The organism is Mesorhizobium sp. RCAM 06353 (assembly GCF_059683585.1).
In genome coordinates this window covers 5,981,307-5,996,514 of record NZ_CM185031.1, presented here as the reverse complement: position 1 = coordinate 5,996,514, position 15,208 = coordinate 5,981,307, and the positions used below count along the sequence as shown (strand labels likewise).

Annotated in this window: 15 protein-coding genes and 1 pseudogene; 15 read left to right on the top strand and 1 reads right to left on the bottom strand. The window is 61.4% G+C overall.

The features are described from left to right. Positions 1-2: 2 nt before the first annotated feature. Genes AC56QX_RS29145 through AC56QX_RS29130 form a run of 4 tightly spaced genes read left to right on the top strand, consistent with a single transcriptional unit; the run spans position 3 to position 3,644 of the window. Positions 3-1,040 (top strand): ABC transporter ATP-binding protein, encoded by a 1,038-nt coding sequence (locus tag AC56QX_RS29145; protein ID WP_497111965.1) that lies wholly within the window; start codon positions 3-5, stop codon positions 1,038-1,040. Further along, the gene (locus AC56QX_RS29140; protein WP_497111963.1) at positions 1,037-1,924 is read left to right on the top strand and encodes an ABC transporter permease; all 888 of its coding nucleotides are present in this window, start codon (positions 1,037-1,039) and stop codon (positions 1,922-1,924) included. The genes AC56QX_RS29145 and AC56QX_RS29140 overlap by 4 nt, the downstream gene beginning before the upstream one ends. Continuing rightward, on the top strand, positions 1,917-2,708 hold the full coding sequence (locus tag AC56QX_RS29135; RefSeq protein WP_497111962.1) for an ABC transporter permease: 792 nt from the start codon (positions 1,917-1,919) through the stop codon (positions 2,706-2,708). Before AC56QX_RS29140 ends, AC56QX_RS29135 begins: the two co-directional genes overlap by 8 nt. Before the next feature lie 15 nt (positions 2,709-2,723). Beyond that, positions 2,724-3,644: a phosphorylase family protein gene (locus AC56QX_RS29130; protein ID WP_497111961.1), complete on the top strand. Its 921-nt coding sequence runs from the start codon at positions 2,724-2,726 to the stop codon at positions 3,642-3,644. A 35-nt stretch (positions 3,645-3,679) separates the two neighbouring features. On the opposite strand, the gene AC56QX_RS29125 is transcribed toward AC56QX_RS29130, so the two are convergent. Beyond that, positions 3,680-4,588 (bottom strand): MBL fold metallo-hydrolase, encoded by a 909-nt coding sequence (locus AC56QX_RS29125; protein WP_497111960.1) that lies wholly within the window; start codon positions 4,586-4,588, stop codon positions 3,680-3,682. Between the two features lie 114 nt (positions 4,589-4,702). On the opposite strand from AC56QX_RS29125, the gene AC56QX_RS29120 reads away from it, so the two are divergent. From AC56QX_RS29120 to AC56QX_RS29070, 11 genes and pseudogenes are all read left to right on the top strand, one after another. Then, a complete protein-coding gene (locus AC56QX_RS29120) occupies positions 4,703-5,293 on the top strand; it encodes a biotin transporter BioY (RefSeq protein WP_497111958.1) in 591 nt (196 codons plus the stop codon). A 36-nt stretch (positions 5,294-5,329) separates the two neighbouring features. After that, on the top strand, positions 5,330-6,364 hold the full coding sequence (locus AC56QX_RS29115; RefSeq protein WP_497111957.1) for an NAD-dependent epimerase: 1,035 nt from the start codon (positions 5,330-5,332) through the stop codon (positions 6,362-6,364). An 82-nt stretch (positions 6,365-6,446) separates the two neighbouring features. Further along, positions 6,447-7,328, top strand: coding sequence for a glucose-1-phosphate thymidylyltransferase RfbA (gene rfbA, locus AC56QX_RS29110; protein WP_497111955.1), 882 nt, complete (start codon positions 6,447-6,449; stop codon positions 7,326-7,328). A 3-nt stretch (positions 7,329-7,331) separates the two neighbouring features. Beyond that, the gene (gene rfbC, locus AC56QX_RS29105) at positions 7,332-7,883 is read left to right on the top strand and encodes a dTDP-4-dehydrorhamnose 3,5-epimerase (RefSeq protein WP_497111953.1); all 552 of its coding nucleotides are present in this window, start codon (positions 7,332-7,334) and stop codon (positions 7,881-7,883) included. Next, positions 7,883-8,954, top strand: a pseudogene (gene rfbB / locus AC56QX_RS29100) (dTDP-glucose 4,6-dehydratase). The gene rfbC and the pseudogene rfbB overlap by 1 nt, the downstream one beginning before the upstream one ends. Then, a complete protein-coding gene (gene rfbD / locus AC56QX_RS29095) occupies positions 8,951-9,838 on the top strand; it encodes a dTDP-4-dehydrorhamnose reductase (RefSeq protein ID WP_497111952.1) in 888 nt (295 codons plus the stop codon). The pseudogene rfbB and the gene rfbD overlap by 4 nt, the downstream one beginning before the upstream one ends. A gap of 92 nt (positions 9,839-9,930) precedes the next feature. Beyond that, on the top strand, positions 9,931-10,152 hold the full coding sequence (locus AC56QX_RS29090; RefSeq protein WP_497111951.1) for a sugar phosphate nucleotidyltransferase: 222 nt from the start codon (positions 9,931-9,933) through the stop codon (positions 10,150-10,152). Positions 10,153-10,315: 163 nt separating this feature from the next. Next, the gene (locus AC56QX_RS29085) at positions 10,316-11,689 is read left to right on the top strand and encodes a phosphohexomutase domain-containing protein (protein WP_497117952.1); all 1,374 of its coding nucleotides are present in this window, start codon (positions 10,316-10,318) and stop codon (positions 11,687-11,689) included. A 3-nt stretch (positions 11,690-11,692) separates the two neighbouring features. Continuing rightward, positions 11,693-13,108: a mannose-1-phosphate guanylyltransferase/mannose-6-phosphate isomerase gene (locus AC56QX_RS29080; RefSeq protein WP_497111949.1), complete on the top strand. Its 1,416-nt coding sequence runs from the start codon at positions 11,693-11,695 to the stop codon at positions 13,106-13,108. A 109-nt stretch (positions 13,109-13,217) separates the two neighbouring features. Next, a complete protein-coding gene (gene gmd / locus AC56QX_RS29075; RefSeq protein ID WP_497111948.1) occupies positions 13,218-14,207 on the top strand; it encodes a GDP-mannose 4,6-dehydratase in 990 nt (329 codons plus the stop codon). 21 nt (positions 14,208-14,228) lie between these two features. Beyond that, the gene (locus tag AC56QX_RS29070) at positions 14,229-15,185 is read left to right on the top strand and encodes an NAD-dependent epimerase/dehydratase family protein (protein WP_497111946.1); all 957 of its coding nucleotides are present in this window, start codon (positions 14,229-14,231) and stop codon (positions 15,183-15,185) included. Positions 15,186-15,208 lie beyond the last annotated feature (23 nt).

Below are 15,208 nucleotides of genomic sequence, written 5' to 3'. Positions count from 1 at the left end.
TCATGAAGTCGCTCCCGATCACCATCGACAGCGTGTCCAAGGCCTATGGGTCCTACGCCGCGCTGGATGACGTTTCGCTCGACATTCAGGCTGGCGAATTCCTCACTTTGCTGGGGCCGTCCGGGTCGGGCAAGACCACTTTGCTCATGGCTCTGGCCGGGTTTGTCCGGCCCGATTCCGGCAAGCTTCTGTTGGGGGATCGGGACATCACCCGCCTGGCCCCCAACAAGCGCGACATCGGCATCGTATTCCAGAACTATGCCCTGTTTCCCCACATGACCGTCCTGGCAAATGTCGAGTACCCGTTGGTGCTGCGCAAGACGCCGAAAGCGGAGGCCCGTCAGCGGGCACTCGACACCTTGGCTCGCGTGAAGCTCGAAGGTTTGGCGGAGCGCAACATTGCCGCATTGTCCGGTGGTCAGCGCCAGCGGGTGGCGCTGGCGCGGGCGATCGTCTTCGAGCCACGCGTGATGCTGATGGACGAGCCGTTGTCGGCGCTCGACAAGAATCTGCGCGAAACCATGCAGTACGAGATCCGGCGTCTGCACGATGACCTGGGGATCACCACGATCTATGTGACGCATGACCAGCGCGAAGCACTGATTATGTCAGACCGGGTTGCGGTGATGAATTCCGGCCGCATCCAGCAGATCGATACGCCGCAGCGAATTTATGATCGTCCGTCGACCCGCTTCGTCGCGCAGTTCATGGGCGAGGCCAACATTCTGGCCCCGGGCTCGGTGCGCACAATCGACGGGGGCGATGCATCACACGAGACCCTGATGATCCGCGCGGAAAGCTTCCACCTGGATGCCAGGCTCGCCGGGCCAGACGCAGTGGCGCTCGAAGGAATGCTGCGCGCCAAGGCGTTTCGCGGCGAGAACTGGCTTTTGACGCTGGCACCTGACGGTGGGCAGGAGGTTCTTGTCTGCATTCCGTCAGCACTTGCCGGCGGCTGCGCCGAGCTTGCCACCGGTCAGCGGGTGACCGTGTATGCATCGGCAGCGAAAGCTCACGCCATACCGGGAGCGATGGCGTGACCATCGCCGCCGATCCTGCGCTCGCCGCCGATGCGCGAAGTGAACGGCGGTTCTTCCTTGCGCTTTCGCTACCGGCGCTTCTCATCGTCGGACTGGCGGCGATACTGCCCATCCTCTGGATTATTCGGCAATCCTTCCTGACCACAGGGGGCGAGTACACTGTCGGCAATTACGAGAAGGTGCTTTCGAGTGGACTGACATGGTCGGCACTCATGACAACCGTTGAGCTGTCCCTGGGGACGCTGGCGTTCTGCATCCTTCTAGGCACCCCCCTGGCGCTCGCTCTGGCCAGCGTCAGGCCAAGGGTGGCCAATTTGCTGATGGCCTTCGTCATGCTGCCGCTGTGGACCTCCATTCTGGTGCGCACCTATGGCTGGCTGGTGCTGTTGCGGCGCGATGGCCTGATCAACGCGGCTTTGACGGGCTCGGGCCTGACAGGGGAGCCATTGCCGCTGGTCTACAACTTCACGGGAACGCTGATCGGCATGGTCCACTACATGCTGCCGCTCTTTCTGCTGCCTGTTTATGCGGCGATGCGCGATATCGACGCAAACCTTGTTCGCGCATCGGCGAGCATGGGAGCGACGCTCGGGCAGGTGATCCGTACCGTTATTCTGCCCCTTTCGGCCGGCGGCATCGTCTCGGGTTCGATGATCGTTTTCATCTACACCATAGGTTTTTTCATCACGCCGGCGGTGCTGGGCGGCGGCAAGGTAAATCCTCTCTCCATCCGGATTGAGCGCACGCTGTCGACCTTTCAGGACTGGGGCTCAGCGAGCGTCCTGGGCATTCTGCTGCTCGTTCTCATGGCGCTGGTCGGTGTGATGTTCCTGGTGGCGCGGCGACTGGTGGCGCGCAACAAAGTCGGTGCGGCCCATGCTTGAAGCCTATCCGGACAACAGGATGGCCCGCATCTTCCTGTGGGGCTTTTCCGCGCTCGCAATGGCGTTCTTGATGCTGCCGACGCTGGTGGTCGTGCCACTCTCCTTTTCGGCGTCCGATCTTCTCGAATTTCCGCCGCGCGCATACTCGTTGCGCTGGTACGAGAATTTCTTCGGTTCGGCGACATGGATGGCCGGACTCAGGACGAGCCTGATCCTTGGGACGTTGACGGCGATGGTCGCGGTGCCCCTAGGGCTGCTGGCCTGCATCTCGATGAACCGGCTCGGCGGAAAGACCGCCTCAGCGATCCAAGGTGTTCTGCTCGCCCCCTCCATCGTGCCGGGAATCCTGCTTGCGATCGGCCTCTTCTTCGTACTGGCTGCGCAAGGCCTGGTCGGAACGCTGTTCGGCGTGCTGGTCGGACATGTGGTGCTGGCCATTCCGGTGGCGTGCATTGTGCTGTTGCCTGCCGTGGTTCGCTTTGACTGGAACCAGGTCCAGGCGGCGCGCAGCCTTGGTGCGGACTGGGCGAGGGCCATCGGCGGAATAATCGTTCCGCAACTTCAAATCAGCCTGTTGTCGGCGACGCTGATGGCCTTCCTGACGTCGCTCGACGAGTCCGTCATTTCGATCTTCGTCGCCAGTGGTCGCAACAGCACTCTGCCGAAGCTCATGTTCCTGTCGCTACGTGATCAGATCGATCCGACCATCGCGGCGATCTCGACATTGTGGACCGCCATCGTCGTGGTCGTCGTCCTGATCGTGACCCTTCGCCAAAAATCCTGACCGAGACTGGAAAACATGCCTGCCCATCATCACGCAACCGCCGAACTGACGGATCAACCGACGGACATACCCCAGGTGGGGTTGGCAATCATCACCGGGTCGGCAAACTGGGGGCTTGCCTTCCCGGAAGATGTCCAGGTCGACGGCGTGCGCACCTTGCGGCGCGACATGAGTTTTGAAACGCCTTTCGGCCGCACCGACAACTGGAAGCTGCTCGAGTTCGATGCGTCGATTACCGCCGAAGGCAAAACGAAACGCGCCTTGTGCATGTATTCGCACGGCAATCCCCGCGACCATATCGATCATTCCTGCCATCGCCGCGCGTTCTGGGTGTTGATGCGCGCGGGTGTCCGACAGGTCCTGTCCTGCTCGACCATTGGCGCCGTCAACAAGGCCATCAAGCCCGGTGACATGGTGGTGAACGCCGATATTATCGAACTGACGCAGACACCGTTTTCGCTGCTTCCTGGCCGCCAGAGCTTCGACTGCTCGGGCAAGCAGATCGTATGTCCAAGATGCGCGGCGGTTCTGGTCGAAACCGCCCGCCGTCATTGGCCAGCCGAATGCCGTGTTCATGGCATCGAACAGCAGTTGGTCGCCGCCCACTGTTACGGGCCGCGGCTGACGACCCCGGCCGAGGCGCTGGCGTTCCGCAGCATGGGGGCGGATGTGCTCAACCATTCGATCGCCCCCGAAGCCACCCTGTCGCGGGAGATCGGCGCGTGTTTCGTGCCTTTGGCGTTCGTGACGGCAGGCTTCAACGACTATATGGACCGCAATCGCCAGCAATTGCTGCAGGATGACGTGTTGCCGAACCTGTCCATGACAGCCTCGCGGGTCGCGCTGGAAACCGCCGCACGACTCCCGGCCAATCCGGAATGCTCTTGCCAGGGTTTGAAGTCGCCTCAACCAGAAGAACGGTCCAGCCGGTTCTGAGGGAGGGCAGTGCAAGGTCGTGGCGAGGTTTTGGATTAGCCAGCCGATGTGAAAATGCCGTCGATGGCGGGGGCGGCTTCCGTCGACACCATGCCGCGCGCCACCAGATCCTCGAGATGCGCAAGCACCGACAGTCCGGCGGCGCCATGCAGCCGGGGATCGGTGTCGCGATAAATTGCCTTGACCATGTCGGGAATGGTCCCGTCGCCGGCCCTGACCCGCTCCAATATGGCCCGCTCGCGCATCTTGCGATGCGTCTTCAACCCGCGCATGAAAGCGCGAGGCTTCGTCACCGGCCCGCCATGGCCAGGCAGCAGCAGGCTGTCGCCGCGCGCGATGAGCGTGTCCAGCGATGCCATGTAATCGGCCATCGCCCCATCCGGCGGCGCGACAATGGATGTCGCCCACGCCATGACATGATCGGCCGAAAACAGGATGCCGGTTCCTTCCAGTGCGAACACCGCATGATTGGCGGTATGGCCGGGGGTCAGAACCGTGCGGATCGCCCAGCCGTCGCCGGCGACCAGCGCGCCGTCCGGCAGCGCGATGTCGGGAACGAAAGCGGTGTCGGCGCTGGCGTCGAGCGCATTGGTCTCGCCGATATGCAATGGCCTTGCCGGCCGGTGCGGTCCCTCCGCCAACACGGCCGCGCCGGTGCGCTCCTTCAGCCGGGCCGCCAGAGGGGAATGGTCGCGATGCGTGTGGCTGACGAAGATATGGCTGACCGGCCTGCCGGCGATCACGTCGAGCAAGGTCTGAAGATGTGCCTCGTCTTCCGGCCCGGGATCGATCACCGCCAGCGTGTCGTGCCCGACGACATAGCTGTTGGTGCCATGAAAAGTGAAAGGGCTGGGATTTCGGACCGTGACGCGCTGTACGTCCGGTGCCACGTTCACGCCCTGGCCGTAGTGCGGATCGAAGCTGGTATCGAATTTGAGAGCCATATCGGCACATTGTTCCCGGAACGGCAAAACCGATTGCCGCATAGCACGCAAGCCAATATAGGAAAACGTAAGACCACGATTATTGGATCGCGACAGATCGGATTGGGGATGACCATGGCAACTGCAACGACGATGCGCCCGCTTGTTTCTCTGGCTTTGCCGCAAGAAGGCGCGGCGCGACTGGCAACACAGCTTTTGCTGGCGATCGCCGGAACGCTGCTTTTGACCCTGTCGGCCAAGACCAAGGTTGTGCTAGGTCCCGTCGACATCTCGATGCAGACGCTCGCCGTCTTGCTGATCGCCGCCGCCTTCGGCATGCGCCTCGGCGTCGCCACCTTGCTGCTCTACATGGCGGAAGGCGCCATGGGCTTCCCGGTCTTCCAGGGCACCCCGGAAAAGGGCGTCGGCCTTGCCTATATGGTCGGCCCCACGGGCGGCTACCTCGCCGGCTTCGTGGTCATGGCGGCGATTGTCGGCTGGGCTGCCGATCGCGGCTGGGATCGCCACCCGATCAAGCTTTTCAATGCGATGCTGGTTGCCGAAGTGGTGATGATGGCGATGGGCTTCGCCTGGCTGGCGCTGCTCATCGGCCCGGAAAAATCCTGGCAGTTCGGCGTCGTGCCGTTCATCGTCGGCGACCTGATCAAGGTTGCGCTGGCGGCAAGCCTTGTGCCGGCCGTGTGGTCGCTGCTGAAGCGCTCCTAAGGTCTGTCAGGGCATTCCCGAGGACGGGCGCTTCTGATGAAGGTTCTGGTCACCGGCGCCGCCGGCTTCATAGGCTATCACGTCGCCAGGCGGCTCCTGGAGCGTGGCGACGAGGTTGTCGGCATCGACAGCGTCAACGATTACTACGATCCCGCGATCAAGCAGGCGCGGCTGCGGCTGCTGACCGATGCAAGCCGCAGCACCAATGCCGGCTATCGTTTCATCCATGGCGATCTTGCCGACAGACAGATCGTGGACGGCTGCTTTGCCGACCACGCCTTCGACCGGGTGATTCATCTCGCCGCCCAGGCCGGGGTGCGCTACAGCCTGGAAAACCCGCGCGCCTATGTCGAAAGCAACATCGTTGCTTTCACCAACATGCTGGAGGCCTGTCGTAGCGGCGGCATAGCGCACCTGACCTATGCCAGCACCTCGAGCGTCTACGGCGCCAACACCGACATGCCGTTTTCCGAGCACCGCCCGGCCGATCATCCGCTGCAGTTCTACGCCGCGACCAAGCGCGCCAACGAGTTGATGGCGCACAGCTACAGCCATTTGTTCGGGCTGCCGACCACCGGGCTGCGGTTCTTCACCGTGTACGGCCCCTGGGGGCGTCCCGACATGGCGCTGTTCCTGTTCACCAGGAGCATCCTGGCCGGCGAGCCGATCAAGCTGTTCAACAATGGCAACCACACGCGCGACTTCACCTATGTCGATGACATCGCCGAAGGCGTAATCCGAACCAGCGACAGCCCTGCCGCCGCCAACCCTGCCTGGGATTCCGGCCATCCGGATCCGGCAACGAGCAGTGCGCCCTGGCGCATCTTCAACATCGGCAACAACAATCCGGTGAAGCTGACCGCCTATGTCGAGGCGCTGGAAAACGCGCTTGGCCGCAAGGCCATCATCGAGTTCTTGCCGCTGCAGGCCGGCGACGTGCCGGACACCTTCGCCGACACCTCGGCTCTGCAAGCCGCCGTCGGCTATCGGCCCGGTACGTCGGTGTCCGACGGGGTAGGGCGGTTCGTTGAGTGGTACCAGGCGTATTTTGGTAACGACTCTAGGATATAAGCGGGCGCTGGCAGCAGCTTTTCAAGGTGTCGTATGGCTACCACTACTGCCGAGGGGATTTGGGCATGTCAGGGAGAGCTTCTTGAAAGGAATTATCCTTGCGGGAGGTAGTGGAACGCGCCTTTATCCGCTGACATTGGCAGTCTCTAAACAAATTCTTCCGGTATACGACAAGCCGATGATCTACTATCCGCTGAGCGTACTGATGCTCGCGGAAATTCGCGAGATCCTGGTCATTTCGACGCCGCGAGATCTGCCCGTTTTTCGTGAGTTACTCGGCGACGGATCGGATTTTGGGCTGGATATCTCCTATGCGGAGCAGCCGCAACCCAATGGGCTCGCGGAAGCTTTCATCATCGGCCGTGACTTCATCGGCAAGGACAGCGTGTCGATGATCCTGGGCGACAACATTTATTTTGGCGACGGGCTGTCGCAGCTTTGCCGCACCGCCGCTGCGCGCGACACCGGTGCTTCGGTGTTCGCCTACCGCGTCGATGATCCCCAGCGGTATGGTGTTGTGTCCTTCGACAAGGCCACCGGAACCGCGCTCACGATCGAGGAAAAGCCGCAAAAGCCGAAATCCAACTGGGCCGTCACAGGGCTGTATTTCTACGACAACACCGTCGTCGACATCGCTTCGTCCATTAAACCTTCGGCCCGCGGCGAACTGGAGATCACGGCGGTCAACAACGCCTATCTCGATCGCGGCCTGTTGCATGTGCACCGGCTCGGGCGCGGCTATGCCTGGCTCGACACAGGGACCCATGACAGTCTGAACGACGCGTCTTCCTTCGTGCGCACGATCGAACACCGGCAGGGCATCAAGGTTGCTTGCCCTGAGGAGATCGCCTTCGAGCAGGGCTGGCTGACGGCAGACGAAGTGCTGCAACGCGCAACCCGGTTGGGCAAAAATGAGTATGCCGCCTATCTGCGCCGGCGCGTCGCCGATCTGTCGGAGGGCTGAGCGTTGGAGATCAGGTCCCTCGGCCTCAAAGGCGTGCTGGAAATCGTTCCAAAGCGGCATGGCGATGCACGCGGCTTCTTCATGGAGACATACAATGCCGAGCGCTTTGCGCAGGCCGGAATAAAATTGCATTTCATTCAGGACAACCATTCCTATTCCGCGGCGGCGGGCGTCTTGCGCGGCCTGCATTATCAGCTTGCGCCCCGCACCCAGGACAAGTTGCTGCGTGTTATCCGCGGCCGGATTCTGGATGTTTGTGTCGACATCCGCCGCAGCTCGAAGACCTTTGGAAAATGGATCGCTCACGAGATTTCGGCCGAAAAGGGCAACCAGATTCTGGTGCCAAGGGGCTTTGCCCATGGCTTTGTGACGCTCGTGCCCGACACCGAGGTCCTCTACAAGGTCACCGACACCTATTCGCCCGACCATGAACGCTCGATCCGTTTCGATGATCCTGCCATCGGCATCAAGTGGCCGTCCATCGCTGGCGGGTTCCAGCTTTCCGACAAGGACCTGAAGGCGCCGATGCTTGCTGTCGCAGAGGTGTTTGCCTGATGAATTTTCTGGTGACAGGAGGTGCCGGTTTCATCGGTTCAGCGGTGTGCCGGCATCTGTGCGCCAATCCGGCCTACCGGGTGACCAATCTCGACAAGCTGACCTATGCCGGCAACCTGGCTTCGCTGCGGCCGATCGAAAACGCGCATAATTACAGCTTCGCCCATGCCGATATCTGCGACGAGAGGACGGTGCTCGATCTCCTGCGCCGTGACGATATCGACATCGTCATGAACCTTGCCGCCGAGAGCCATGTCGACCGTTCGATCGACGGGCCCGGCGCCTTCATCGAGACCAACATCGTCGGCACCTACCGGATCCTCAATGCGGCGCTCGAATACTGGCGCGGCCTTGCCGACGACAGGAAAAGCCGTTTCCGCTTCCATCATGTCTCGACAGACGAGGTGTTCGGCGATCTGCCTTTCGATGGCGGCATGTTCGTCGAGGAGACGCCTTACGCGCCGTCCTCGCCCTATTCCGCCTCGAAGGCAGCCTCGGACCATCTGGTGCGGGCCTGGCACGAGACCTATGGCCTGCCGGTCGTGCTCTCCAATTGTTCGAATAATTACGGCCCCTATCATTTTCCCGAAAAACTGATCCCGCTCGTCATCCTCAACGCGCTCGACGAAAAACCGCTGCCGGTCTACGGCGCCGGCGCCAATGTGCGCGACTGGCTGTTCGTCGAGGATCATGCGCGGGCCCTGGAACTCGTCGCCACCAAGGGCACGCCGGGCGAGAGCTACAATGTCGGAGGCAATTCGGAACGGACGAGATCTCGCCGTCGTCGAGACGATCTGCGACCTGCTCGATACCAGGCGTCCCCGGGCCGGGGGCAAGCGCTACCGCGACCTGATCTCCTTCGTCACCGATCGCCCCGGCCACGACCGCCGCTACGCCATCGATGCCTCCAAGATCGGCCGCGAACTCGGCTGGGCGCCGAGGGAGAATTTCGACAGCGGCCTGGCCAGAACCGTGGACTGGTTCCTCGACAACAAATGGTGGTGGGGGCCGATCCGCGAGCAGCGCTACGCCGGTGAAAGGCTGGGCGAAGCGCGCAAGGGTAGCGCGTGAGGCTCGTCGTCACAGGACGCGACGGCCAGGTCGCGGCAAGCCTGCTGGAGGCCGGTCAGGGAATGGCCGGCGTGGAGGTCGTCGCTATCGGCCGTCCGGAGCTCGACCTGGCAAGACCCGAGACTGTCATCAACGCCATCGCGGCGGGCAAACCGGATATCGTCGTCTCGGCCGCCGCTTATACGACCGTGGATCAGGCCGAGGACGAGCCCGAACTCGCCTTCGCGGTCAACGCGACCGGCGCCGGCAAGGTGGCTGAGGCCGCCGCACGCCTTGGCGTTCCCATTGTCCATCTTTCGACCGACTATGTTTTCGACGGCAGCGCTTCCCACGCCTATGTCGAGACCGACGCGACGGCGCCCCTTGGCGTCTACGGCGCCTCCAAGCTCGCCGGCGAGCAGGCGGTGGCCGCTGCCGGCCCGCGCCACCTGATCCTGCGCACCGCCTGGGTCTACAGCCCGTTCGGCAAGAATTTCGTCAAGACCATGCTGCGGCTGGCCGCCGACCGCGACGAGATTTCGGTGGTGGCCGATCAGTGGGGCAATCCCACCTCGGCGCTCGATATCGCCGACGCCATCCTGCATGCGGCAATGATGCTGCACGACGACAAGAGTTTTGGTGCGTTCGGTACCTATCATCTGGCTGGTACGGGTGAGACCAACTGGAGCGGCTTTGCCCGTCACATCCTGGACACGAGCCAAGCGGCTGGCGGTCCCTGGGCGCAGGTGCGGGATATCGCCACCAAGGACTATCCGACCAAGGCACGGCGCCCCGCCAGTTCGCGGCTGTCGAACGCGAAATTCGCGACCGTATTCGGATGGAACGCGCCGGAATGGCGAAAATCCACCGAGCGGGTCGTGCGCCGCATCCTGGATCGTCAGTGAACTCGAGGTTTCAATCGGCGTTCGATTTGCCTGAACTCGGCAGGCTTGCTCCGGAGCTTTTCACCGCCGAGGTCGCCTGAACCCCCCACAGCGTGTTGAAATCGAACCCGGTCCCGCGTCCGAGATTGACAAGCCATTGCGTGAAACCTAAGCACGGGCAACTTGGGTGTCAGGTGGGGGCTTGGCAATTCACGGAGAGCTTCTTGAAAGGGATCATCCTTGCTGGAGGCAATGAGAACCGGCTGTACCCAGTAATATTAGCGGCCTCTAAGCAAACACTGCCCGTCTATGAAGATCAGCTCGCGTGGCTTTGATCTATAGCAACACGCTGTCCGACGTCTCCGCTCGTCAGCACAGGCTGCGGCAGGTGAGGGGCCTTGCTGTAATTTGCACCGGGGCAGCATTCCCGGAAAAAGGTAGCAATCAGTGACTTTGAAGTTCGGCACCAGCGGGCTGCGCGGTCTCGTCAGCGAACTCATGGGACCACCGGCGCGCACCTATACGATTGCCTTCGCACGCACGCTTATGGCGCGTGGTGTGTTGAGCGAGGGCGACAAGATCCTTGTTGGGCGCGACCTTCGCTCTTCCAGTCCTGAGATTGCGGGGTTTGTCCATGCTGCGATCGCCGAAGCCGGTTTGGTGCCGGTCGATTGCGGAGCCTTGCCCACGCCAGCACTCGCACTTTATGCAGCAGGCAAAGCCCCGGCGATCATGGTGACCGGCAGTCATATTCCCGACGACAGGAATGGGCTTAAGTTCTACCGGGCGGACGGCGAGATCGACAAGCGCGATGAGCTTGAAATTGTGGCAATCCACGCAGCCTTGCAGATAGCCGACCGATCGCCGCCATCCGTTGAGCCCTTACAGCCGGACTCGGAACCGTCCGCAGGCTATAGGGATCATTTTCTTGGTTTCTTTCAGCCGGGTAGCTTGTCTGGTGTCCGTGTCGGGGTCTACCAGCATTCGTCCGTAGCGAGAGACATCATTGTCGATATCCTTCGTGCGCTGGGGGCGGAGGCAGTGCCGCTCGGCAGGTCCACGCATTTCATTCCGGTGGATACCGAAGCACTCAGGCAAGAGGATCTATCACTTCTCAAAAACTGGGCGGCGGCGGAGCCGTTCGATGCCATCGTGTCCGCTGATGGCGATAGCGACCGGCCGCTTGTGGCGGATGCGCAGGGCAGTTTCGTGCGCGGCGACCTGATCGGCGCGATCACGGCACGTTTTCTTGATGCCGACTGGATCGTCACGCCAGTCAGTTCCAACTCTGCCCTTGAGCGTTGCGGGCATTTCGCAACCGTGGTGCGCACACGCATAGGCTCGCCCTATGTCATCGAAGGTATCGGCGCTGCCCTCGCTCAAGGGGCAAAATGCGTCGTTGGGTTCGAAGCAAATGGCGGCGTTCTTCTGGGGTCATCCGTCGAGAAGGATGGCCGCACGCTCGCGGCCTTGCGAACCCGTGATTCGCTGTTGCCAATTCTCTGTGCGCTATCAACGATTGCGGCGACAGGTCGCCCGCTCGCCGAGATCGCGGCCGGGTTCGGATTCCTTGCCGCGGCAAGTGGCCGGCTTGAGGGCGTATCGGCGGAAGATAGCGCGTCGTTCCTCAAAAGACTGGCGACGGATGCCGGCTATGCCGATACTCTTTTCGAGGTTCTGGGCGGCGTCGCGAACATTGACAATCGCGATGGCGTGCGTATCACCGCCCGCAACGGAGAGGTTGTACACTTCCGTGCGTCAGGCAACGCGCCCGAATTGCGCTGCTACATCGAGGCAAAGACAGAATCCCGCGCAGACGAATTGCTCGCTTGGGGTCTTGACCTCAGCCGAACTCAAATCCTGGAAGGCTGACGTTTGACCAATATCGTTCCTGTCATCATAAGTGGCGGTGTCGGTTCCCGCCTCTGGCCTATTTCGCGTGCGTTGCACCCCAAGCCTTTTATTCCCCTGCCGGGAGGGGGAACCCTCATTCGCAGGACATACGCCCGCGCAGCCGGACTTGCAGGCGTTGATCAAATAGTGACGGTCACCAACCGCGATCTGCTGTTCCTGACGGCGGACGAGTATGCGGAGGTGGCGGCGCCAGGTGTCAAGAACACCTTCCTGCTGGAGCCTTTCGGCCGTGACACGGCAGCGGCGGTCGCGCTCGCTGCGTTGCAGGTCGCCCGCGACAATCCAGACGCGGTTCTGGTTGTGCTGCCTGCGGATCACCTGATCATGGACGAAGCCGGCTTTGGCGCGGCCGTGGCGAAGGCGGCGGCGATCGCGGCCACGGGAAGGATCGTCACGTTTGGCATGAAGGCCGAGAGCCCTGAAACCGGGTTTGGCTATATCGAGGCCGAAGGAGATACGGTCCTTCGGTTCGTCGAAAAGCCGAATGCGGAACGAGCGGCCCAATTTATCGCCAGCGGTCGGTTCTTCTGGAATTCGGGCATGTTCTGTTTTGCCGCCCGCTCCATGATCGCCGCGATGCAGGAACTGTGTCCGGATGTGCTGTCCAATGCGCGCACGGCGCTCGAGGCGGCCAGGACAAGCAATGCCGCGGACCGCATCACTGTTGAGATAGACAAGGATGGTTTCGCGGCCGTTCCTGCTGTTTCCATCGACTATGCGGTCATGGAGAAAGCAAAGAACGTGGGTTTCGTGCCCTGCAGCTTCGATTGGTCCGACATCGGCTCATGGACCGTTCTGTCGAAACTTGTTCCAGCCGACGACAATGGCAACCGCACGACCGGGGAGACCATGCTCCATGACACGACGAACTGCTATGTGCACAGCGAAGACCGGCTTGTCGGTCTTGTCGGTGTTTCGGATCTGTTGATCGTCGACACGCCGGATGCGCTTCTTATTGCCCACAAGGACAAGGCGCAGGAGGTCAAGGACCTCTACAACCGCCTCAAGGCGGAGGGGCATGAGGCGGCGACCGTGCATCGCACCGTGCATCGCCCATGGGGTACCTACACCGTCCTGGAGGAAGGGCCGCGCTTCAAGATCAAGCGGATCGAGGTGAAGCCGAACGCGCGCCTGAGCCTTCAGGCGCATCATCACCGCTCCGAGCACTGGGTGGTGGTGAGCGGGACTGCGAAGGTCGTCAATGGCCAGAGTGAAATCCTGCTGGCGACCAACCAGTCCACCTACATCCCCTGCGGCCACAAGCACCGCCTCGAAAATCCCGGCATTCTTCCGCTCGTCATGATCGAAGTGCAAAGCGGGGAATATCTTGGCGAAGACGATATCGTGCGCTTCGATGATGTTTATGGCCGCACGTAACCTGAAGACAACCCGTCCGGCACGTCCGCAAATTGGGTACGGTTTCCGTTTTCGGGCAGATGGTTTGCATTCCTGAAATAGCGATCAACAAAGTAGAGACAGGTTCATCATGAATTCCAAAATAGCGTTTATCACCGGCGTGACCGGGCAGGATGGAGCCTATCTCTCGAAGTTCCTGCTTGAGAAGGGATACGAGGTCCATGGCCTTCTGCGGCGCAGTGCCTCGGCCGATGTGGTCGGTTCACGGCTGAAATGGCTTGGAATCGCGGACAAGATCGTGCTTCACGATGGCAATCTGACGGATCTCTCCGGCCTCATCCGGGTTCTCCAGGAGGTTCGTCCGGCCGAAGTCTACAATCTTGCCGCCCAATCCTTCGTCAAATCGTCTTGGCAGCAACCGCTTTTGACGGGCAACGTGACGGGCATTGGCGCAGCCAATGTGCTGGAAGCGGTGCGGATAACGTGTCCCGAAACCCGTTTCTACCAGGCATCCTCTTCGGAAATGTTCGGGCTGATCCAGGAACCCATCCAGTCGGAAAAGACCCCGTTTTATCCACGCTCTCCCTATGCCGCGGCCAAGCTCTATGCACATTGGATGACGGTCAATTATCGCGAGAGCTTTGGGCTCCACGCGTCGAGCGGCATTCTCTTCAACCATGAATCGCCGCTGCGCGGCATCGAATTCGTCACCCGCAAGATTACCGACGCTGTCGCCCGCATTAAGCTTGGACTGCAGGAAAAGCTGGCGCTCGGCAATTTGGACGCCAAGCGCGACTGGGGCCACGCACGCGACTATGTCGAAGCCATGTGGCTGATGGTGCAGCAGGACACGGCAAGCGACTATGTGGTCGCCACGGGCAAGACCGTCTCCGTTCGGGACTTCTGCAAGCTCGCCTTCGAACATGCCGGTCTCAATATGGAGGATCACGTCTCCATCGATGAACGCTTCCTGCGGCCTGCGGAAGTTGAAGTCCTGCATGGCAATCCGACCAAGGCCAAGGAGAAATTGGGCTGGGAGGCAAAGACGAGCCTCAAGGAACTCGTCATCGAGATGGTCGAAGCCGATCTTGAGCGTGTAAGACGTGACCAACACCTTTGAGGTGCGGTTAGCGAGGTCGGCATGCGAGTTTTGATCACGGGCGCACGGGGCTTTGTCGGTCCCTATGTCTATGAAGCGTTGCACAGCATCTGCGGTCGCGACATCACGATTATTGCGACCTCCAAGGACGCTGGACCGCATCCCGTATTCGGTCAAATCGCGGCGCTCGACGTGACGGACAAGGTCGCTGTTCATGAGGCGATTGCCCGTCACAAGCCGACGCATGTTGTCCACCTGGCGGCCGTCGCCGCGCTTGGCGCCGCCCAGGCTGACCCTGAAAACACCTGGCGCATCCATGTCCAGGGTGCGCTCAACGTGGCCCACGCCATTCTCGACGAGGCACCGGGATGTTGGTTGATCTATGTCGGGTCGGGCCTGGTCTATGGCGAGAGCGCGAAAGCTGGCCGACCGCTTGATGAAAATGCGCTGCTTGCGCCGATGGACGACTATGCCGTGACCAAGGCCGCGGCCGACCTCGCATTGGGTGCGCTTTCCCGTCACGGCCTTAAGTGCATTCGTCTGCGCCCCTTCAATCATACGGGACCAGGGCAAACCGAGGCATTTGCCGTACCTGCCTTCGCTATGCAGATCGCGCGGATTGAAGCAGGCCTGGCCCCGCCGGTCATTCGCGTCGGCAATCTAGACGCGGAGCGGGATTTCCTCGACGCGCGAGACGTCGCCAGCGCTTATGCGCACGTCGCCTTGAACAGCGACGGTCTCCAGCCAAACACCATCTTCAATGTCGCATCTGGCATCTCATGGCGGATGGGAGATATTTTGGACCAGCTCTTGGCGCAAAGCAGTGTCAAGATCGTCACCGAACAAGATCCGCTGCGGCTGCGACCGAGTGATCTGCCGTCCATTGTGGGGGATGCAACCCGCGCCCGAACGCGTCTTGGCTGGGTGCCGGAGCATCCCTTCGAGGAGGCCCTTGCCGCGGTTCTGAAGGATTGCCGCGCACGGGTGGCCCAAGCTTAGAGAACTGCAATCAATGCCCTTTC

Excerpts from the sequence above, each read along its gene's own strand:
- AC56QX_RS29145 (WP_497111965.1), top strand. The coding sequence starts at position 3 with ATGAAGTCGCTCCCGATCACCATCGACAGCGTGTCCAAGGCCTATGGG.
- AC56QX_RS29135 (WP_497111962.1), top strand. The coding sequence starts at position 1,917 with ATGCTTGAAGCCTATCCGGACAACAGGATGGCCCGCATCTTCCTGTGG.
- AC56QX_RS29130 (WP_497111961.1), top strand. The coding sequence starts at position 2,724 with ATGCCTGCCCATCATCACGCAACCGCCGAACTGACGGATCAACCGACG.
- AC56QX_RS29125 (WP_497111960.1), bottom strand. The coding sequence starts at position 4,588 with ATGGCTCTCAAATTCGATACCAGCTTCGATCCGCACTACGGCCAGGGC.
- AC56QX_RS29120 (WP_497111958.1), top strand. The coding sequence starts at position 4,703 with ATGGCAACTGCAACGACGATGCGCCCGCTTGTTTCTCTGGCTTTGCCG.
- AC56QX_RS29115 (WP_497111957.1), top strand. The coding sequence starts at position 5,330 with ATGAAGGTTCTGGTCACCGGCGCCGCCGGCTTCATAGGCTATCACGTC.
- AC56QX_RS29085 (WP_497117952.1), top strand. The coding sequence starts at position 10,316 with ATGGGACCACCGGCGCGCACCTATACGATTGCCTTCGCACGCACGCTT.
- gmd (WP_497111948.1), top strand. The coding sequence starts at position 13,218 with ATGAATTCCAAAATAGCGTTTATCACCGGCGTGACCGGGCAGGATGGA.
- AC56QX_RS29070 (WP_497111946.1), top strand. The coding sequence starts at position 14,229 with ATGCGAGTTTTGATCACGGGCGCACGGGGCTTTGTCGGTCCCTATGTC.